Annotated in this window: 15 protein-coding genes; 11 read left to right on the forward strand and 4 right to left on the reverse strand. The window is 60.2% G+C overall.

From position 1 onward, the window contains the following. The first annotated feature begins 1 nt into the window (after position 1). The gene (locus tag ACSQ83_RS30250; protein WP_436230662.1) at positions 2 to 3,202 is read left to right on the forward strand and encodes an efflux RND transporter permease subunit; all 3,201 of its coding nucleotides are present in this window, start codon (positions 2 to 4) and stop codon (positions 3,200 to 3,202) included. A gap of 1 nt (position 3,203) precedes the next feature. Beyond that, positions 3,204 to 4,871: an efflux transporter outer membrane subunit gene (locus ACSQ83_RS30255; protein ID WP_436230663.1), complete on the forward strand. Its 1,668-nt coding sequence runs from the start codon at positions 3,204 to 3,206 to the stop codon at positions 4,869 to 4,871. Between the two features lie 98 nt (positions 4,872 to 4,969). Here ACSQ83_RS30255 and ACSQ83_RS30260 read toward each other — a convergent pair whose 3' ends face one another. Further along, positions 4,970 to 6,343, reverse strand: coding sequence for a nucleobase:cation symporter-2 family protein (locus ACSQ83_RS30260; RefSeq protein ID WP_436230664.1), 1,374 nt, complete (start codon positions 6,341 to 6,343; stop codon positions 4,970 to 4,972). Positions 6,344 to 6,821: 478 nt separating this feature from the next. Here ACSQ83_RS30260 and ACSQ83_RS30265 point away from each other — a divergent pair, with 478 nt between their 5' ends. The 3 genes from ACSQ83_RS30265 (at position 6,822) to fghA (ending at position 10,138) form a co-directional block, all read left to right on the forward strand. After that, positions 6,822 to 8,054, forward strand: coding sequence for an AGE family epimerase/isomerase (locus ACSQ83_RS30265; RefSeq protein ID WP_436230665.1), 1,233 nt, complete (start codon positions 6,822 to 6,824; stop codon positions 8,052 to 8,054). Positions 8,055 to 8,111: 57 nt separating this feature from the next. After that, complete coding sequence (locus ACSQ83_RS30270; RefSeq protein ID WP_436230666.1) at positions 8,112 to 9,218, forward strand: S-(hydroxymethyl)glutathione dehydrogenase/class III alcohol dehydrogenase; 1,107 nt, start codon at positions 8,112 to 8,114, stop codon at positions 9,216 to 9,218. A gap of 74 nt (positions 9,219 to 9,292) precedes the next feature. After that, a complete protein-coding gene (gene fghA, locus ACSQ83_RS30275; RefSeq protein WP_436230667.1) occupies positions 9,293 to 10,138 on the forward strand; it encodes an S-formylglutathione hydrolase in 846 nt (281 codons plus the stop codon). Between the two features lie 45 nt (positions 10,139 to 10,183). On the opposite strand, the gene ACSQ83_RS30280 is transcribed toward fghA, so the two are convergent. The 3 genes from ACSQ83_RS30280 to ACSQ83_RS30290 are packed head-to-tail and all read right to left on the reverse strand — an operon-like array spanning position 10,184 to position 12,819. Further along, on the reverse strand, positions 10,184 to 10,966 hold the full coding sequence (locus ACSQ83_RS30280; protein ID WP_414950298.1) for a metal ABC transporter permease: 783 nt from the start codon (positions 10,964 to 10,966) through the stop codon (positions 10,184 to 10,186). Next, entirely contained in the window at positions 10,959 to 11,882 is a 924-nt protein-coding gene (locus tag ACSQ83_RS30285) for an ABC transporter ATP-binding protein (RefSeq protein WP_436230668.1), read from the reverse strand. The genes ACSQ83_RS30280 and ACSQ83_RS30285 overlap by 8 nt, the downstream gene beginning before the upstream one ends. A gap of 40 nt (positions 11,883 to 11,922) precedes the next feature. After that, the gene (locus ACSQ83_RS30290) at positions 11,923 to 12,819 is read right to left on the reverse strand and encodes a metal ABC transporter solute-binding protein (protein ID WP_436230669.1); all 897 of its coding nucleotides are present in this window, start codon (positions 12,817 to 12,819) and stop codon (positions 11,923 to 11,925) included. A gap of 403 nt (positions 12,820 to 13,222) precedes the next feature. On the opposite strand from ACSQ83_RS30290, the gene ACSQ83_RS30295 reads away from it, so the two are divergent. The 6 genes from ACSQ83_RS30295 to ACSQ83_RS30320 all read left to right on the forward strand — a co-directional run bounded on the left by ACSQ83_RS30295 (position 13,223) and on the right by ACSQ83_RS30320 (position 19,321). Further along, positions 13,223 to 13,996: an L-iditol 2-dehydrogenase gene (locus ACSQ83_RS30295; protein ID WP_436230670.1), complete on the forward strand. Its 774-nt coding sequence runs from the start codon at positions 13,223 to 13,225 to the stop codon at positions 13,994 to 13,996. Positions 13,997 to 14,172: 176 nt separating this feature from the next. Further along, a complete protein-coding gene (locus tag ACSQ83_RS30300; protein WP_436230672.1) occupies positions 14,173 to 15,480 on the forward strand; it encodes an ABC transporter substrate-binding protein in 1,308 nt (435 codons plus the stop codon). 114 nt (positions 15,481 to 15,594) lie between these two features. After that, complete coding sequence (locus tag ACSQ83_RS30305; protein ID WP_414950287.1) at positions 15,595 to 16,530, forward strand: carbohydrate ABC transporter permease; 936 nt, start codon at positions 15,595 to 15,597, stop codon at positions 16,528 to 16,530. Further along, on the forward strand, positions 16,527 to 17,375 hold the full coding sequence (locus tag ACSQ83_RS30310; protein WP_089162953.1) for a carbohydrate ABC transporter permease: 849 nt from the start codon (positions 16,527 to 16,529) through the stop codon (positions 17,373 to 17,375). Before ACSQ83_RS30305 ends, ACSQ83_RS30310 begins: the two co-directional genes overlap by 4 nt. A gap of 61 nt (positions 17,376 to 17,436) precedes the next feature. Then, the gene (locus tag ACSQ83_RS30315) at positions 17,437 to 18,150 is read left to right on the forward strand and encodes an HAD family hydrolase (RefSeq protein ID WP_436230673.1); all 714 of its coding nucleotides are present in this window, start codon (positions 17,437 to 17,439) and stop codon (positions 18,148 to 18,150) included. 49 nt (positions 18,151 to 18,199) lie between these two features. Then, positions 18,200 to 19,321: an ABC transporter ATP-binding protein gene (locus ACSQ83_RS30320; RefSeq protein WP_414950288.1), complete on the forward strand. Its 1,122-nt coding sequence runs from the start codon at positions 18,200 to 18,202 to the stop codon at positions 19,319 to 19,321. The last annotated feature ends 751 nt before the right edge of the window (positions 19,322 to 20,072 follow it).

Below are 20,072 nucleotides of genomic sequence, written 5' to 3' on the forward strand. Positions count from 1 at the left end.
CATGGCAAAGTTCTTTATCGATCGCCCGATTTTTGCGTGGGTGATCGCCATTATTCTGATGCTGGCGGGGATCGCTTCGATCTTCACCTTGCCGGTCGCCCAATATCCGACCATTGCTCCGCCGGCCATTCAGATCAGTGCTACGTACCCGGGTGCGTCCGCCAGCACGGTGGAAAACACGGTAACGCAGGTGATCGAGCAGCAGATGAGCGGCCTCGATCACTTGCTGTACCTGTCTTCCACCAGTGATGACTCCGGCACGGCCACCATTACGCTGACCTTCGCGGCCGGAACGAATCCGGACATCGCGCAGGTGCAGGTGCAGAACAAGCTGCAGCTCGCCACGCCGCTCTTGCCGCAAGCCGTTCAGCAGCTTGGCTCCAAGGTGACGAAGTCGAGCAGCAGCTTCTTGATGGTGATGGCGTTCGTCTCCACCGACGGCAGCATGGGTCGTTACGACCTCGCCAACTACGTGGCGTCGAAGGTCGAAGATCCGATCAGCCGTATCGACGGCGTGGGCACGGTGACGTTGTTCGGCTCGCAATTCGCCATGCGGATCTGGCTCGATGCAACCAAGCTGAACAACTACCAGCTGACTCCGCTTGACGTAACGAACGCTGTCGCCGCGCAGAACGTGCAGGTGGCCGGCGGCGGCTTGGGCGGCACGCCGGCAGTGCCGGGCCAGATGCTGCAGGCAACCATTACGGAAGCCACGCTGCTGCAAACGCCCGAGCAGTTCGGCAACATCCTGCTGAAGGTGAATCAGGATGGCTCGCAAGTGCGGCTGAAGGACGTGTCGCGCATCGAGCTGGGCGGTGAGAACTACAACTTCGACACGAAGTACAACGGTCAGCCGACCGCTGGTTTTGGTATTCAGCTCGCCACGGGCGCCAACGCGCTGAACACGGCGAAGGCAGTGCGGGCGAAGATCGATGACTTGTCGAAGTACTTCCCGGCGGGTCTCGTCGTGAAGTATCCGTACGACACCACGCCGTTCGTGAAGCTGTCCATTGAAGAAGTGGTCAAGACGCTGATCGAAGGGATCGTGCTGGTGTTCCTGGTGATGTACCTGTTCTTGCAGAACCTGCGAGCCACGCTGATTCCGACCATTGCCGTGCCGGTCGTGTTGTTGGGTACGTTCGCGGTCATGGGGCTGGTGGGTTTCTCCATCAATACGCTCTCCATGTTCGGGTTGGTGCTCGCCATCGGCTTGCTGGTGGACGATGCAATCGTGGTGGTGGAAAACGTCGAACGGGTGATGGCCGAGGAGGGACTCTCTCCAAGGGATGCCACCCGCAAGGCAATGGACCAGATCACCGGCGCGCTGGTCGGCGTGGCGCTCGTGCTGTCGGCCGTGTTCGTGCCGGTGGCGTTCTCGGGCGGTTCGGTAGGCGCGATTTACCGGCAGTTCTCGCTGACCATCGTCGCGGCCATGATCTTGTCCGTGCTGACCGCGTTGATCTTGACGCCGGCATTGTGCGCGACGCTCCTTAAGCCAATCGAGAAGGGTCACCACGACGAGAAGAAGGGTTTCTTCGGCTGGTTCAACCGGACGTTCGCCAAGAGTCAGGACAAGTATCACAGCGGTGTGGAGCACGTGATCAAGCGCTCGGGCCGCTGGCTGATCATCTATCTCGTGGTGATCGTCGCGGTGGGTTTCCTGTTTGTCCGCCTGCCGAAGTCGTTCTTGCCTGATGAAGACCAGGGCACGATGTTCGTGCTCGTCCAGGCGCCGGCAGGTTCGACGCAAGAGCGCACGGCCAAGGTTCTCGCCGATGTCACCAACTGGCTGCTGACTGACCAGAAGGACATTGTCGAAGCGGTCTTTACCGTGAACGGCTTCAGCTTCGCGGGCCGCGGCCAGAACTCGGGTCTCGTGTTCGTGCGGATGAAGGACTACGGGTTGCGGCAGCGCGCGGACCAGAAGGTCGGCGCGCTCGTCGGACGCATGTTCGGGCACTTCGCCGGCTATAAGGACGCGTTGATCTTCCCGGTCAATCCGCCGTCCATTCCGGAACTGGGTACGGCATCGGGCTTCGACTTCGAGTTGGAAGATCGCTCGGGTCTTGGTCACGCGAAGCTGATGGAAGCACGCAACATGCTGCTCGGCATGGCCGCGAAGGACCCGACGCTTGCACAGGTTCGTCCTAACGGCCTGAACGACACGCCGCAGTTCAAGGTGAACGTGGACCGCGAGAAGGCGAACGCGCTGGGTCTGTCGCCTGCGACCATCGACCAGGTGTTCTCGATTGCCTGGGCATCGTCGTACGTGAACAACTTCCTGGACGTCGATAACCGGATCAAGAAGGTCTACGTACAAGGCGACGCGCAGTTCCGCATGAACCCGGAAGACCTGAACAAGTGGTACGTGCGCAATACGGCCGGCGCGATGGTTCCGTTCGGCGCATTCGGTACAGGCGAATGGATCTACGGTTCGCCGAAGCTCGAGCGCTATAACGGTATTTCCGCGGTGGAAATCCAGGGTGCGGCTGCTCCGGGCAAGTCAACGGGTCAGGCCATGCAGGCAATCGAAGCAATCGCGGCGAAGTTGCCGGCGGGTATTGGCTACGAATGGACGGGCTTGTCGCTGCAGGAACGCCAGTCGGGTTCGCAGGCGCCGATCTTGTACGGCATCTCGATCCTCGTCGTGTTCTTGTGTCTTGCCGCGTTGTATGAAAGCTGGTCGATTCCGTTCTCGGTGATCATGGTCGTGCCGCTCGGTATCTTGGGGGCGCTGTTGGCCGCCACGCTGCGCGGGCTGGAAAACGACGTGTTCTTCCAGGTCGGCTTGTTGACGACGGTGGGGTTGTCGGCGAAGAACGCCATCTTGATTGTGGAATTCGCCCGTGATTTACGCAGTCAGGGCAGGACCACGATTGAAGCGGCAATGGAAGCGGCGCGCCAGCGGTTGCGCCCGATTCTGATGACGTCGCTGGCGTTCATTCTCGGCGTGTTGCCGCTTGCGGTGAGTAACGGCGCGGGTTCAGCCAGCCAGCACGCCATTGGTACGGGCGTGATCGGCGGGATGTTGACGGCGACCTTCCTGGCAATTTTCATGATCCCGATGTTCTTTGTCGTGATCAGCAAGATCAGCCACGACAAGGGTACGCCGCAGCATGAACACGGCGGCGGAAGCAACGGCGGTAACGGTGGCACGGATGGTCATGGCGGCACGGCGACCCCGGCCAAGGAAGGACATTGAGATGCTAAAACACTCCTTAATGGCAGCAGCGGTCGCGCTTTTTGCGGCTGGCTGCACGATGGCGCCGAAGTACGTGCGCCCGGCGGCGCCCGTCGACCAGACGTTCCCGACGGGCGGCGTGTATGATAAGCAACCGGACGCGGCGTCGTCGGTTTCGCCGAGCGCTTCGGCGCAGGCAAAGCCGGCGGTGGATATCGGCTGGCGCGATTTTTTCGTCGATACACGCTTGCAGCAGATCGTCGCAATCGCGCTGAAGAACAACCGCGACCTGCGTGTGTCCATGCTCAACGTGGCAGCGGCGCGCTCGCAGTATCAGATCACGCGTGCGGAGTTGCTGCCCACGCTCGATGCAGTCGGGTCGCAGACGAAGCAGCGCACACCGAAGGATCTGTCGTTCTTCGGGCAGACCATCTCGAACCAGTATTCGGTGGGCGTGAATGCGTCCTGGGAAATTGACTTCTTCGGGCGGATCCAGAGCTTGAAGGATCAAGCGCTCGAGCAGTATTTCGCGCTGGCGGAAACGCGTAAGGCGGCAGAAATCTCGCTGGTGTCGCAAGTCGCCGACCAGTACCTGACCATGCTGTCGGACGACGATCAGCTCGCCGTCACGCGTAACACGTTAAAGACGGCGCAAGAGTCGTATCGGATCACGAAGCTGCAATTCGATAACGGCGTAGGCACCGAGCTCGACGTGACTCAGTCCGAGGGCATCCTGCAGCAGGCGGCTTCTAATCTGCAGTCGCAGTTGCGTCTGCGGGCGCAGGCCGAGAATGCGCTGGTGCTGTTGATTGGTGAGCCGTTGCCGGCAGATCTGGCGCCGGGCATGCCGCTCGACAGCCAGCAACTGCTCGCCGACATCCCCGCCGGTCTGCCTTCGGACCTGCTGACGCGACGTCCGGATATTGTGTCGGCGGAGCATACGTTGCTCGCGGCGAATGCGAACATCGGTGCGGCGCGTGCGGCGTTTTTCCCGAAGATTTCGCTGACGGGTAGCTTCGGAACCTTGGCGCCTTCGCTTGGCACGTTGTTCAAGCCGGGTTCGGCGGCGTGGTCGTTCGCACCGCAAATCTCGATTCCGATTTTTGAGGGCGGCACGAACCTGGCCAACCTGGATCTGGCTCAGATCCAGAAGCGCATCGAGATCGCGAACTACGAGAAGGCGATCCAGACGGCGTTCCGCGAAGTGGCGGACGGGCTGGCCGCGCGCGGTACGTACGACGAGCAGATCAAGGCGCTCGAATCGTATGTGAGGTCGCAGGCTCGCGGGCTGGAGCTGTCGGATATGCGGTATCGAAACGGTGTGGACAACTATCTCGCCGTGCTGACGGCTCAGACGAACCTGTACACGGCGCAGCAGTTGCTGATTACGGCGCGGCTGAACCGGGCGACGAACCTTGTCGATTTGTATCGTGAGCTGGGTGGCGGCTGGGTCGAGCATGCAGGCGATCAGCCACGTCCTTCCGATGCGATGCCGGATTATCGCGATATCGGTACGCCGACGGCGGCTGCTCCTGCGACGGCCGCATCGGGTACGACGGTCAGCTCGGCTTCGGCTTCAACTTCGGCGGGTTCGGCAGGTCCAGCGAAGCTGGTGCCGGTGCAGCATCTGGTGCCGGCGGCGAAACCGCAGGTCGATGCCGGCGGGAAGACAGTGGGTTCGGCGGGATAAAGTTTTACGTGCTTCAGATGTCAAAAAACCGCAGCCTTTCGGGGCTGCGGTTTTTTTATTGCGGCTCTTTTATCTCTCTCAGTCCAGCGCGAACTCCCTCAGTGTTTCACCTTCGCCGTCCCGTCAAAGTCCCTTCCGGCATGGCGGATTGCGCAGGCCGCATCGCGTTCTTTCCGCACGCCGTTGAACACGATATTCAACAGCACCGCCGACACCGACGCCAGCAAGATCCCGCTATGAAGAATGGGTTCCAGCGCATGCGGCAACTGCGAGAAGAACTTCGGCGCGACGACCGGCACGAGTCCCAAGCCAATACTCACCGCGACGATAAACAGGTTGTGGTGGTTCTTCACGAAGTCGACCTTCGACAACACCTTGATTCCGTTTGCCGCGACCATGCCGAACATCACAATGCCCGCGCCGCCAAGCACGAACGGCGGCACCGACGCCACCACCTGCGCCATCTTCGGAAACAGTCCTAGCGCCACGAGGATCACGCCGCCGGTCGCACACACGAAGCGGCTCTTCACGCCAGTGACGCCAATCAGCCCGACGTTCTGCGAGAACGACGTATGCGGAAACGAGTTGAAGATCCCGCCGATCAGCGTGCCCAGTCCATCGACTCTCAGGCCGCGCACCAGCGCATCCTGATCGACGGGACGCTCGACCATGTCGCCGACGGCCAGGAACATGCCCGTTGATTCAATGAAGGTCACGAACATGACGATGATCATGGTTGCGATGGAAAGCGGGTCGAAGTGCGGCAGGCCGAAGTGAAACGGCAGCACGATGCCGACCCACGGCGCGCTTGTCACGCCGTTGAGATCCACGCGTCCGAGCGACATGGCAATCCCGAAACCCGCCACGATGCCGAGCAACACCGAAATATTCGCGATAAACCCGCGTGCAAACTTGTTGATCATCAGGATCAGCGTGAGCACGACAAGCGCCAGCAGCAGGTAAACCGGATTGCCATACTCGGGGTTCCCGACGCCACCGGCCGCCCAGTTGATGCCCACGCCCATTAGCGACAAACCGATCACCGCGATCACCGTGCCGACCACGACGGGCGGAAAGAATCGCAGCAACTTTCCGATCATCGGCGCGATGAAAATCCCCACTATGCCCGCCGCGATGGTCGCACCAAATACGTCGAGGAGGCCGAGCCCCGGATTCGTGCCGATGGCGACCATCGGACCGACGGCGGCGAATGTGCAGCCCATGATCACCGGCAAGCGGATGCCGAAGATCCAGAGGCCCAGCGTCTGGATCAGCGTGGCGACGCCGCACGAGAAAAGGTCGGCGCTGATGAGGAACGCGATCTGGTCTTTCGGCAGCTTGAGCGCGGCGCCCAAAATCAGCGGGACCGCGACGGCGCCTGCGTACATGACGAGTACGTGTTGTATGCCTAGTGTAAGCAACTGGGCGGCGGGTAACCGCTCGTCGCACGGGTGAACTTGGGGGGATGCCATGTCGTCTTTGTCTCCAATGTTGACCGGATTTAGCGCTACGCCGGCCCATGCAAGTTGCTTGCGTTGATCCGAGTGTGTCCCTCGAATTGGTTATTCAAGGTACGTGGCGTAAAAAGCGAGAACAAGTCGACGTTGGCGTATGGCCCCCTTAGCCATGTTGATATGCCGCGCGTGCCTTAATATCGCGTCTGGCGCCGTGAAGCCATGGCTGGCGGGCGAACGACGATTTGCGTCGCGCCCGGCAAGGCGTCCGGATACGACGCGTGGTTATGATGGTTATCTGCCGCGCCGCATAGTCTCTTTTCCGGGGGCGCGGCGCGGGCACCGGGTAAACCCGTCGCAACCCGTTTTTATCGCTTACTTTTTCTGGGCAACGCGAGCGCGTTTTAACGCAGCATTTCGGCCTCCGTTTACACTTACGCTCGCCCTGGCGAGTCCGCGCGAATTCACGAAATAGTAAGACGATCTCATACGAAATATGTCCGACCCAAACACGTCCCCGACTTCACATCCTGACTATCCCGACTTTCGCTCGCGTGAGTTCTTGCTCGATCACGCATTGCGGACCATGACGTTTTATCACCCGCACTGCATGGACCCGGCGGGCGGTTTCTATCATTTCTACAAGGACGACGGCACGATCTACGACCGCAAGTCGCGGCATTTGGTGTCGAGCACGCGCTTCGTTTTTAACTATGCGATGGCGTTCAAGCACTTCGGCCTCAATGAGTATCGCGGCGGCGTGCTGCATGGCATTGAATATTTGCGCGCGTTCCATCGGAATCCGCAGACCGGCGGGTATGCCTGGACGCTCAACGGCCGCGATGTCACCGATGCAACCAACCATTGCTACGGCCTCGCGTTCGTCGTGCTGGCGTACGCGAAGGCGCTGGAAGCAGGCTTTGAAGAAGCGCGCGGGTACCTGGAAGAAACCTGGGACCTGATGGAAACGCACTTCTGGGACGCGGCACACGGCCTCTACAAAGATGAGGCAAGCGCGGACTGGGTGGTGTCGGACTATCGCGGACAAAACGCCAACATGCATGCTTGCGAAGCGATGCTCGCCGCGTTCGAAGCGTCGCAGGATGTGCGTTATCTGGACCGCGCCGCGCTGCTGGCGGACAACATGGTGAATCGTCAGGCGACGCTCGCCGGTGGTCTGGTCTGGGAGCACTACAAGCCGGACTGGTCGGTCGATTGGGACTACAACAAGGGCGACAAGACGAACATCTTCCGGCCGTGGGGATTCCAGCCGGGCCATCAGACGGAATGGGCCAAGCTGCTGCTGATTCTGGACCGGCATCGTCCGGATCCATGGCACGTCGCGCGCGCACGGGAATTGTTCGATCGCGCGATGGATTTGTCGTGGGACCAAGAGCACGGCGGGATGGTTTACGGCTTCGACATCAAGGGCGATTTCTACGACGAGGACAAGTACTTCTGGGTCCAGGCCGAGTCGATGGCCGCCGCCGCGCTGCTCGCCGATCAAGCCGGGAAAGCCGCCGACACGGCCGCGGCAACGCGGTACTGGAACGATTACGAGCGCCTCTGGGCGTATAGCTGGGACCATTTCGTCGATCACAAATGGGGCGCGTGGTACCGCATACTCGCCCGCGACAACACGAAATACAGCAACGAAAAAAGCCCGGCCGGCAAGGTCGACTATCACACCATGGGCGCATGCTACGAAGTACTGAACGTCGTCCCTTAATGTATCGCCTGCCGTCGGTTTGAATCTACGATCTACGATCAACGAAAGGAGCCTCATATGAAAACCAAAGCCGCCATTGCATGGGAAGCTGGAAAGCCGCTCACCATCGAGGAAGTGGATCTCGAAGGGCCGCGCGCCGGTGAAGTGCTGATCGAAGTGAAGGCGACCGGCATTTGCCACACCGATTACTACACGCTCTCGGGCGCGGATCCGGAAGGTATCTTCCCGGCAATTCTCGGCCATGAAGGCGCGGGTATCGTGGTCGATGTCGGCCCGGGCGTGGGCACGCTGAGGAAGGGTGATCACGTCATTCCGCTCTATACGCCCGAGTGCCGCCAGTGCAAGTTCTGCCTGTCGCGCAAGACCAATCTGTGCCAGGCCATCCGTTCGACGCAAGGCCGCGGCTTGATGCCGGATGCGACATCGCGCTTTTCCATCGGCGGGAAGCCGTTGTTCCATTACATGGGGACGTCGACGTTTTCGAACTACATCGTCGTGCCGGAAATAGCGGTGGCGAAAGTGCGTGAAGACGCACCCTTCGACAAGATTTGCTATATCGGCTGCGGCGTGACGACAGGCGTGGGTGCGGTCGTGTATTCAGCGAAGGTCGAAGCCGGTGCGAACGTGGTGGTGTTCGGGCTGGGCGGCATTGGCTTGAACGTGATCCAGGGCGCGAAGATGGTCGGGGCCGACAAGATCATCGGCGTCGACATCAATCCGCGTCGCGTTGAGCTGGCGAAGAAGTTCGGCATGACGCACTTCATCAACCCGAATGACGTGCCGAATGTGGTCGATCACATCGTGCAATTGACCGATGGCGGCGCGGACTATTCGTTCGAATGTATCGGCAATACGAAGGTGATGCGTCAGGCGCTGGAATGCACGCACAAGGGCTGGGGCCAGTCGTTCATCATCGGCGTGGCGGCAGCGGGCGAAGAGATCAGCACACGGCCGTTTCAGCTGGTCACGGGGCGTGAGTGGAAAGGTTCGGCGTTCGGTGGTGCACGTGGGCGCACCGATGTGCCGAAGATTGTCGACTGGTACATGGAAGGCAAGATCAATATCGATGACCTGATCACGCACACGCTGCCGCTGGAATGCATCAACGAAGGTTTCGACCTGATGAAGAAAGGCGAATCGATCCGCTCGGTGGTGCTGTATTAAGACGCTACGCGCAAGCTGAGGTGACGCGCCGCAGATGGCGCGCTGCCTTGGCAAAAAAGAGAAGAGGTGAAGCAATGCTGGAACTTGTGGAAGAGCATCGGTGCTGCGGCGGCGTGCAGCGAACCTACAAACACGACTCGCAATCGATCGGCTTGCCGATGCGATTCTCGGTGTTCTTGCCGGCCGAGGCGTCGACGGGGAAAGTGCCCGCGTTGTTTTATCTCGCGGGTCTCACTTGCACGGAAGAGACCTTTCCGATCAAGGCCGGCGCGCAGCGTTACGCGGCTGAGCATGGCATTGCGCTGATCGCGCCGGATACGAGTCCGCGCGGTGCGGGCGTGCCGAACGAAAGTGCGGCGTGGGACTTCGGCGTGGGTGCGGGATTTTACGTCGATGCCACGCAGGAACCGTGGGCGCGGCACTATCGAATGTACGCGTATGTGACGCAGGATCTGCTGGCGACGGTGCTTGCTGAATTGCCGGTGCGCGAGGATCGGCTTGGCATTTTCGGCCACTCGATGGGTGGTCACGGTGCGTTAGTTCTCGCGCTGAAGAACCCGGGCATTTATAAGTCGGTGTCCGCATTTGCGCCGATTGCCGCGCCCTCGCAATGCCCTTGGGGCGTGAAGGCGTTTTCAGGTTATCTGGGTGAAGACCGGGAAACGTGGAAGCAGTATGACGCGAGCGAACTGGTGAAGACGGTGGCATCGAAATTTGAAGCGGGGATTTTGATCGACCAGGGTCTCGCCGATAATTTCCTCGCAGCGCAGTTGCATCCGGAGTTATTCGAAGCGGCGGCGAAGGCGGCAGGGCAGGAAGTGACGGTGCGCAGGCATGAAGGTTATGACCACGGGTATTACTTCATCTCGACGTTTGTTGGCGAGCATATTGCGTTTCATGCGCGGACCTTGTGCGCTTGAGAGTGTGTCTGGGACGAAAGCGCTTGATGCGCTTTCGCTTCTGGTTCATTTCCGCCCCAACAAACTCAACCCATACACCCCTGCCGCCAGGATCGTGATCCAGAAGCTCGTCGGCCAGTCGGTGTAATACGCCAGCGTCAATCCCAACCACGCCTGCACCAGCGCGAAAACCGCCGAGAGCAGCACGCCGGTCGACAACCGCGTCGCGACATTCTGCGCCGCCGCCGCCGGTCCCACCATCAGCGCGAAGACGAGCAATACGCCCACGATCTGCGTCGATGCCGCCACCGCCAGCGCCGTGATCGCGAGAAACAGGATGGACACGAGGCGCAGCGATACCCCTTTGGCTTCGGCCAGTTCCGGTTGGAGCGAAGCGAACAATAACGGCCGCATGATGATCGCGAGCGCGCCAAGGCTGACCACTGCAAGCCCGGCAAGCACCACCAGCGTTTCATGACTCACGCCAAGCACATTGCCGAACAGCAGCGCAGTCGCCTGGCTGGCATACGCGGTGAAGAAGTGCAGGAACAGCAAGCCGAAACCGAGCGACAACGTCAGGATCACGCCGATAGCAACATCGCGTCCCGTCAGCTTTTCGCCGAGCGCGCCCATGCCGATACCGGCCGCCAGCGTGAAGCCGATCATGCCCCAGAGCGGCGACATGCCGACCAGCACGGCGCCGGTCGCGCCGGTGAAACCCACGTGAGATAACGCGTGCCCCGCGAAGGTCTGGCCGCGCAACACAAGGAAGTAGCCGACCACGCCTGCCAGCACCGCGACAATCCCCGACGCCGCGAAGGCGTTCTGCATGAACTCGTATTCAAACATCGTGGGAATGCTTTCCGGTGTGGTGATGACCATGGCTATGGCCGTGATCATGATCGTGATCGTGGGAATGAGAATGGCCGTCGGGACCGTCCTCGTGCGCGTGATCGAGCTTGTCGACCTCCACGTCGCCGGCCATCACGAAGATACGGCCGTTCACGCGCATCACATCGATGGGCGATCCATATAGTTGCGATAAAACCGGCTTCGTGATGACTTCATCGATCGTACCAAGCGCCGCGCGCCCATTGCCGAGATACAGCACACGGTCGATAGAGTTCAGCAGCGGATTCAGTTCGTGCGCGGAGAACAGCACGGTAATGCCGAGTTCACGCTGCACGCTGCGCACGAGATCGACCACGCCCGTTTGATGACGTGGATCGAGACTGATCAGGGGTTCATCGAGGAGCAGGAGTTTCGGGTCGCCGAGCAGGCATTGCGCGAGCAGCAAACGCTGCCGTTCGCCGCCCGACAACTCGGACAACGGCCGCGTGGCGAGTGCGCGTCCGCCGACCAGATCGAGTACACGGTCGACATCGGCACGCGCTGCGGCGCTCGCGCGCGGCAAGCCCCAGCGATGACCGTCGGCGGCCATCGCGACGAAGTCGCGTCCGCGCAGATGCCGGCCGGCAAGACCGCTCCGCGTTTGCGGCATGTAGCCCACTGACGGATTACCGCGGACGACCGCTGCGCCGTTCACGCGAATCGTTCCCTTCGATAACGGCAGCAACCCCAGCATTGCGCGCATCAGCGTGGTCTTGCCGGCGCCGTTCGGACCCAGCACACCGATAAACTCACCCGCCCCAACGCTGAAGCTGGCGTCCTTCAGGATCGACCGTCCGCCGAGCTCGAGCGCGACATGCTCGACTTCCAGCGCGCCGGCTTTAACGCGCGCTGAACCCGCGTCCGGAGCCGTCATTGCAGCGCGCCCGTTTCAATCCTTCTATTGCCACATCCCGTCATTGTGTCTTTCCCTGCAGCGCAACCGACAACGCGTCGAGCTGCGACGTCATCCATGTCTGGAAGGTCTTGCCGGCGGGCAGCGTCTCGGTGACGCTGATGCTCGGCACGTGTGAATCGTGGGCCACTTTCAACATGCGTTTCGTGAGTGCTTCCGTCGCCTGGCTGTTATAGATCAGCACGTGCACGCGACGCTCGCGCAGATCCTTTTCGAACGCGGCGATATCCGTTGCGCTCGGTTCCGTGTCGTTCATCGCGGCAAGCTGGAAACGATTGTTGCGCATGTCGAGGCCGATCGCATCCGACATATAACCGAACACCGGCTCCGTCGCCGTCACGGGTACGCCCTTGTATTGGCTTTTAAGCGCGGCGACCTTCTCGTCGATCGGTTTCACCGACGCCAGGAAAGTCGCGAGACGCGCGTCGTAGTCAGCCTTGTGCGCCGGGTCCGCCTGCACCAAATACTGACTCACCGCTTTCGCCACGGTCGGCATGGTCGCCGGGTCGTACCAGAGATGCGGATTATCGCCGGATTTCCTGCCCATCAGTTGCGCCGCGACGATGGTCGTGCGCCCCTTTCCCTTCGATGCCGACAGCAGCTTGTCCATCCACGGATCGTAGTCGGCGCCGTTATACACGACAAGCACCGCGTTCTGCAACGCGCGCGCGGTCTTCGGGCTGGCTTCGAACAGATGCGGATCTTCATCGGGGTTGCTCAGGATGCTCGTCACCTGAACATGGTTGCCACCGAGCTGACGCACGACATCGCCATAGAAATTCTCTGCCGCGACCACCGGCACCACGCCCGTGGCCGCCGTCTGTGCGGTGGCTGCGCCGTAAAAGCTGACAGATAAAAGGGCGGCGCAGGTCAGGATGGCAGCGGCAAGTTTGCTCATGGTGGTTCCTGGAATGAAGGTGAGTTGAGGCTGACAATGTGTGTCGTGTTCTTGTTCTGCTCGGTTGCCGCAACGGTGAGACGACCGTTCAAGTCGACCGCGATGATATAACGTATCACTCCGTTTTGCATCCGCTGACGTATTACAAAAGCCTGTCCAAGGCTCTTTGGTGACGTCCTCAGATATCCCGCAAACCCGCGCCGGTTGGGGTTTTCCCGCAGTTTTGAGGTGCTTTGCGCGCCGCAGCATCGAAACATGACGGCGTGCCTTGACACCGCCTCACGCCTCACCGATCATTCGACCAAACAGAGAGCAATTGATCGCGCAAAGAGCGTTCGCTCACTGTGACGCGTTTTAACTGTGCAATTCAAGCAAGCGAATCAGAGACAAACCGGAGACAGCCGTGAGACTGCAGGACAAGGTAGCAATCGTGACGGGTGCGGCAAGCGGGATTGGCGAAGCGGTCACGAAACGATTTCTGGACGAAGGCGCGAAAGTTGTCGTCGTCGATCTGAAAGACGAAGCCGAGTTGGCGCAGCGTTTCCCTGAGAGTGCGGGACGCGTGCTGGCTTTGAAGGCGGACGTCACGAAGCGCGAAGACCTGGAGCGCATTGTCTCCAGCACCGTCGATAAATTCGGCGGCATCGACATCCTCTTCAATAACGCGGCGCTCTTCGACATGCGCCCGATCCTCGACGAATCCTGGGACGTCTTCGACCGCCTCTTCTCGGTCAACGTGAAGGGCATGTTCTTCCTGATGCAACTCGTGGCGCAGCGCATGGTGGAGCAGGGCCGTGGCGGCAAGATCGTGAACATGTCGTCGCAGGCCGGGCGTCGCGGTGAGGCGCTAGTTTCCCACTATTGCGCGACCAAAGCCGCCGTGATCAGCTATACGCAATCAGCCGCGCTGGGGCTCGCCAAGCATGGCATCAACGTGAACAGCATCGCACCGGGTGTTGTCGATACCCCGATGTGGGAGACGGTCGACGCGCTCTTCGCGAAGTACGAAAACCGCCCGCTCGGCGAGAAGAAACGGCTGGTCGGAGAGGCCGTGCCGCTCGGCCGCATGGGCCTGCCAAACGACCTGACGGGTGCGGCACTGTTCCTCGTATCGGCCGATTCGGACTACATCACGGCACAAACACTGAACGTGGACGGCGGTAACTGGATGAGTTGAACGCCTGCATCCAGGCGACCGCAGCAAAGATTATTAGCGAAAGTAGTTAAAGCAGCACCTGTACTACCCGAGTATCGACTGCTTCAAGCAACGCAACGCAAGACCAGCGCCCGTGCTAACGATAAAGGAGACGAAACAACATGAAACGCGCCAACTTCACCCTCAAGAACCTGCCGATGCGCTCGCTCGCATTCGCTGCATTCGCCGTTGCCTCGATTGCGCCAATTGCCGCAAAAGCCGCGACCGTGACGATCGCGACGCTCAACAACCCGGACATGATCGAGTTGAAGAAGCTGTCGCCGGCGTTCGAAAAGGCGAATCAGGACATTCAGTTGAAGTGGGTCATCCTGGAAGAAAACGTACTGCGCCAGCGCGCCACGACCGACATCACCACGAACAGCGGCCAGTTCGACGTGATGGCGATCGGCACGTATGAAGCGCCGCAGTGGGGCAAGCGCGGCTGGCTCGCACCGATGACGAACCTGCCGGCCAGCTACGATCTCGACGACGTGGTGAAGACCGCTCGCGACGGCCTCTCGTATAACGGCCAGTTGTACGCGCTGCCGTTCTACGTCGAAAGCTCAATGACGTATTACCGCAAGGACCTGTTCGATGCCGCCGGCCTGAAGATGCCCGACCAGCCGACCTACGACCAGATCAAGCAATTCGCCGACAAGCTCACCGACAAATCGAAAGGCCAGTACGGCATCTGCCTGCGCGGCAAAGCAGGCTGGGGCGAGAACATGGCGTATTTCTCGACCGTCGTGAATACCTTCGGCGGCCGCTGGTTCGACGAGAAGTGGCAAGCCCAGCTCGATACCCCGGAATGGCACAAGGCCCTCACGTTCTACTCGGACCTGCTCAAGAACGACGGCCCGCCGGGAGCCAGCTCGAATGGTTTCAACGAGAACCTGACGTTGATGTCGTCGGGCAAGTGCGCGATGTGGATCGACGCGACGGTGGCAGCGGGCATGTTGTACAACAAGGCGCAATCGCAAGTCGCTGACAAGATCGGCTTCGCGGCCGCACCGGTCGCGGTCACGCCGAAGGGCAACCACTGGTTGTGGTCGTGGTCGCTCGCGATTCCCAAGACCTCCAAGTCGCAAGATGCTGCGAAGAAGTTCGCGACCTGGGCTACATCGAAGGAATATATCGAACTGGTTGCGAAGGACGAAGGCTGGGCCTCGGTTCCCCCAGGCACGCGCAAGTCGACCTACGCCAATCCGGAATACAAGAAAGCAGCGCCGTTCGGTGACTTCGTGCTGAGCGCCATCGAATCGGCGAGCCCGACCGATGCAACGCTGCAAAAGGTGCCGTACACGGGTGTCCAGTTCGTCGGGATTCCTGAATTCCAGTCGTTCGGTACCGTCGTTGGCCAGTCGATCGCCGGCGTGGTTGCCGGACAGACGACCGTTGATGCCGCGCTGAAGGCCGGCAATGCCGCCGCCAATCGTGCCGTGAAGCAGGCCGGGTACCAGAAGTAAGGACCCGAAGCAGCAGACTTTGTTGCGCCTAATGTAGTACAGCGGGCCGCGCGGCTTCTGTGAAGAAGCCTCAAGCGCGCGGCCTGCGCATCATCATCGAGAGGTGACACGATCATGAGTCAACTTAATCCCCCCCTCACAGACGGTTACGCGGAATCCGCCGCAGCGCGCGACAAGAAGCGCGCGAAGTCGGTCCGCTGGCTCATCATGCCGTCGACCGCCGTACTGTTCCTGTGGATGGCCATCCCGCTCGCGATGACCATCTGGTATTCGTTCTCCAAATACAACCTGCTCAACCCCGATGTCAAAGGGTTTGCCGGGCTGGATAACTATGAATTCCTGGCCACCGATCCGGCCTTCCTGCCGTCCATTGTTCACACGCTGACGCTGATCGGATCGGTATTGCTGATCACGGTGATCGGCGGCGTGCTGCTGGCCGTGCTGTTCGATCGCAAGTTCATCGGCCAGGGCATTGCGCGGCTGCTGGTGATTGCACCGTTCTTCGTCATGCCAACAGTCAGCGCGCTGATCTGGAAGAACATGATCCTGCATCCGGTGTATGGGCTGATAGCACAGTTGATGCGATCGTTGGGGCTCCAGCCGATCGACTGGTTCGGCGACTATCCGCTCTTTGCGGTGATCGTGATCGTTGCGTGGCAGTGGCTGCCGTTCGCGTTCCTGATTCTCTTCACGGCGATCCAGTCGCTGGACCAGGAGCAGAAGGAAGCGGCGCGCATCGACGGTGCCGGCGCCTTCTCCATGTTCTTCTACATCACGCTGCCGCATTTGAAACGCGCGATAGCCGTGGTGGTGATGATGGAAACCATTTTCCTGCTCTCCATCTTCGCTGAAATCTATACGACGACCGGCGGCGGCCCAGGTACGGCGACCACCATCCTGTCGTACTTGATCTACGCGCTCGGGCTGCAGCAATTCGACGTCGGCCTGGCTTCTGCCGGCGGCATTCTGGCGGTCGTACTGGCGAACGTCGTGGCGTTCTTCCTGGTGCGCATGCTCGCGAAGAACCTGAAAGGGGAGTACGAATCATGAGCCATCCCGTTACCGCAACAACGTCCGTGCCGATCCTCGACACGCTCAAGCGTGGCGTGCTGGGTGTGATCGCGTGGCTGTTCGCGCTGCTGCTGTTTTTCCCGATCTTCTGGATGACCATCACGGCGTTCAAGACCGAGCAGCAGGCGTATTCGTCATCGCTGATCTTCACGCCTACGCTCGATAGTTTCCGCGAGGTGTTCGCGCGCAGTAACTACTTTGCGTTTGCGTGGAACTCCATCCTGATCTCGGTCGGCGTCACGGTGATCTGCTTGTTGTTCGCCGTGCCGTGCGCCTACGCGATGGCGTTTTTCCCGACCAAGAAAACGCAGAAAGTGCTGCTGTGGATGCTCTCGACGAAGATGATGCCGTCGGTGGGCGTACTCGTGCCGATCTACCTGCTGTGGAAAAACACCGGCATGCTCGACACGGTGTGGGGTTTGATCATTGTCTACACGCTGATCAACTTGCCGATTGCCGTCTGGATGTCGTACACGTACTTCAACGAAATCCCGCGCGACATCCTGGAAGCGGGGCGTATAGACGGCGCGGCGACGTGGCAGGAAATTGTCTACTTGCTGATGCCGATGTCGCTGCCCGGGCTCGCCTCGACCGCGTTGCTCCTCGTGATCCTGTCGTGGAACGAGGCGTTCTGGAGTATCAACCTATCGAGTTCGAACGCGGCGCCGCTGACGGTGTTCATCGCGTCGTACTCGAGTCCTGAAGGTTTGTTCTGGGCGAAGCTTTCGGCGGCCTCATTGCTCGCTGTTGCACCCATCCTGATTGTCGGCTGGTTGTCGCAGAAGCAACTGGTGCGCGGCCTGACCTTCGGCGCGGTGAAATGAAGCTTAATCCGAAGTGGAACGTGAGGTTGATCCAGTGAACCTGAACTTGTCCCAAGCCGGCGTGCCGGACGCGCTCGCTCCAGTCGATGCCCTCGACGGGCATCTGCTGATCTGCGATTGCGACGGCGTATTGATCGACAGCGAAGCCATTGCGGGACGCGTGCTCGTGCAGGAGATGCAGGCACTGTGGCCCGGCGTGGATGCCGAGCCGATCGTCACGCCGCTGCTCGGACTGCGGATCGAAACGGTGCTGCAGCGCACGGCTGAAGCGCTTGGCCGGACGCTTGATGCAGCCCAGGTCGAAGCAATCCGCGTGGTCGTGGAAGCTGCGGCCGTGGAAGGGCCGGCGGTCGATGGAATCGAGGCCGCGCTGGCCGCGATTTCGTTGCGCAAGGCCTGCGCGAGCAACAGTTTTACGTCGTATGTGGAAGCCGTGCTGAACCGCACGGGCCTCGTGCGGTTTTTCGGCGAGCGTCTGTTTTGCGCCGATAAAGTGCCGAACCCGAAACCCGCGCCCGATGTTTATCTCGCTGCGGCGCGGACCCTGCGTGTTGCACCTGAACGCTGCGTGGTGGTCGAAGACAGCGTGACCGGCGTCACCGCGGCGGCGGCGGCGGGCATGACCGTGCTGGGTTTCCTGGGTGGCGGTCATGCAACTGAAGGACAAATTGATGCGCTGAAACGTGCTGGCGCAAGTGTCGTGTTCGACGAGATGGGACAACTTCCCGCGCTCGTCGGGCAGTGGCTGCAAAACGCAAGCTTCGAACTGCCGTGAGCCTCTTGCTCGCAGAAAACGAAGCCAAGTTAAAGACGGAGACATCATCATGGCAAGCCTGAATCTGCGTAACATCAACAAGCGCTACGAAGAAACGGAAGTGATTCGCAGCGTGAACCTCGATATCGCCGATGGCGAGTTCGTCGTGTTCGTAGGCCCAAGCGGTTGCGGCAAATCCACGCTGATGCGGATGATCGCCGGGCTGGAAGATATTACCGGCGGCGACCTGACTATTGACGGTGTGCGCGTGAATGACGTGCAGCCGGCCAAGCGCGGAATTGCGATGGTGTTCCAGTCGTACGCGCTGTATCCGCACATGACGCTGTACGACAACATGGCGTTTGGGCTGAAGCTGGCCGGTACGAGCAAGCCGGAGATCGATGCAGCGGTGAAGCAGGCCGCGAAGATCCTGCACATCGATCATTTGCTTGATAGGAAACCTAAGCAATTGTCGGGTGGGCAGCGTCAGCGGGTAGCGATCGGCCGGGCGATTACGCGCAAGCCGAAGGTGTTTCTCTTCGATGAACCGCTGTCCAACCTTGACGCTGCGTTGCGCGTGAAGATGCGTTTGGAATTTGCGCGGCTGCATGACGAGCTCAAGACCACGATGATCTACGTGACGCACGATCAGGTGGAAGCCATGACGCTGGCTGACAAGATCGTGGTGTTGTCGGCGGGGAATGTGGAGCAGGTCGGAACGCCGAACCAGCTTTATCACGCGCCGCAGAACAAGTTCGTGGCGGGGTTTATCGGTTCGCCGAAGATGAATTTCTTTAACGCCGAAGTCACGCAGGTTTTAAGCGATGGCGTGCTGGTGAAGTATGCGACGGGTGAGACGCAGTTGACGGCGGTCGAGCCGGGTAGTGCGAAGGTCGGTGAAACGGTGACGGTCGGGATTCGTCCGGAGCATCTGCATGCTGGGACGGCGGCGACGGTCGAGCACGGGGTATCGGCGAAGACGATGGCCGTGGAGTCGCTCGGCGATGCTGCTTATCTGTACGCGGAGTCTTCCGTTGCGCCGGAAGGGATCATCGCCAGGATTCCGCCGCTCGAGCGGCATTCTCGTGGTGAAGTGCTGAAGCTTGGCGCGATGCCCGAGCATTGCCATTTGTTTAATGCTGACGGGATTGCTTATCAGCGGAAGATTGTTGAGGTGTTGTCAGCGGCCTAGGTGGTTGGTGGTTGCTCGCGCCGGTGGACGGAGGGGGCTGGCGCGGGTTTGGGTAGTGGTCGGGGTCAATGGTGGGTTGCACGGGTTCTGTGTTAGCGGTCTGGTTCAATGCCGGGTTGCTGCTTTCCAGGTCTTCGCGGGTTTAGTGTTAGTTGTTCTCTTTATCACTATTAGCCACTGCGCGTGGCGGCGCGTCGTTTCTTGGTCCTTAGCGACAAAGAAACGAAGCAAAGAAAACGCTTTCACCGCTCTACCCTAAGTGTCCACAGCGTGCAGTTTTGATTCATGGGTGCCCCAAAAGCACGGTGCTCGCCAGAGCTTAAGATGTTTGAACCCCTCCTTCTCGCGAATCCTGACAGTAAAACGCTTCGCCCCGTACGCTCTCGGGCTAGCACTAGCGACTGACCCCGCCCAAGGAGCGCCCTGCGTTATCCGCGGAAAACCAACCTCCAAATTGTATGCATGCCGAACCATTTTTTAAAGCACCAAGAAAAAAGCCGCAGAATGCGTGAGGCCAACCCCCGAAATAACAACGCGAACCGACCAGCTAACCCGCGAAGAACCACAGCGGTAGATACGCGTGAGGCCGTGCGGGGTTCTTTGACAAGGGTGCTAGCCCGAGAGCGTACGGGGCGAAGCGTTTTACTGTCAGGATTCGCGAGAAGGAGGGGTTCAAACATCTTAAGCTCTGGCGAGCGCCGTGCTTTTGGGGCACCCATGAAATGGAACTGCACGCTGTGGACACTTAGGG

The sequence above is a fragment of the Caballeronia sp. LjRoot29 genome, from assembly GCF_964252755.1.
In the GTDB taxonomy this organism is placed as follows: Bacteria; Pseudomonadota; Gammaproteobacteria; order Burkholderiales; family Burkholderiaceae; genus Caballeronia.

Coding starts and splice junctions, on each gene's coding strand:
- fghA (WP_436230667.1), top strand. CDS start 9,293: ATGCTGGAACTTGTGGAAGAGCATCGGTGCTGCGGCGGCGTGCAGCGA.
- ACSQ83_RS30310 (WP_089162953.1), top strand. CDS start 16,527: ATGAGCCATCCCGTTACCGCAACAACGTCCGTGCCGATCCTCGACACG.
- ACSQ83_RS30250 (WP_436230662.1), top strand. CDS start 2: ATGGCAAAGTTCTTTATCGATCGCCCGATTTTTGCGTGGGTGATCGCC.
- ACSQ83_RS30300 (WP_436230672.1), top strand. CDS start 14,173: ATGCGCTCGCTCGCATTCGCTGCATTCGCCGTTGCCTCGATTGCGCCA.
- ACSQ83_RS30290 (WP_436230669.1), bottom strand. CDS start 12,819: ATGAGCAAACTTGCCGCTGCCATCCTGACCTGCGCCGCCCTTTTATCT.
- ACSQ83_RS30285 (WP_436230668.1), bottom strand. CDS start 11,882: ATGACGGCTCCGGACGCGGGTTCAGCGCGCGTTAAAGCCGGCGCGCTG.
- ACSQ83_RS30265 (WP_436230665.1), top strand. CDS start 6,822: ATGTCCGACCCAAACACGTCCCCGACTTCACATCCTGACTATCCCGAC.
- ACSQ83_RS30270 (WP_436230666.1), top strand. CDS start 8,112: ATGAAAACCAAAGCCGCCATTGCATGGGAAGCTGGAAAGCCGCTCACC.
- ACSQ83_RS30260 (WP_436230664.1), bottom strand. CDS start 6,343: ATGGCATCCCCCCAAGTTCACCCGTGCGACGAGCGGTTACCCGCCGCC.
- ACSQ83_RS30320 (WP_414950288.1), top strand. CDS start 18,200: ATGGCAAGCCTGAATCTGCGTAACATCAACAAGCGCTACGAAGAAACG.
- ACSQ83_RS30255 (WP_436230663.1), top strand. CDS start 3,204: ATGCTAAAACACTCCTTAATGGCAGCAGCGGTCGCGCTTTTTGCGGCT.
- ACSQ83_RS30305 (WP_414950287.1), top strand. CDS start 15,595: ATGAGTCAACTTAATCCCCCCCTCACAGACGGTTACGCGGAATCCGCC.
- ACSQ83_RS30280 (WP_414950298.1), bottom strand. CDS start 10,966: ATGTTTGAATACGAGTTCATGCAGAACGCCTTCGCGGCGTCGGGGATT.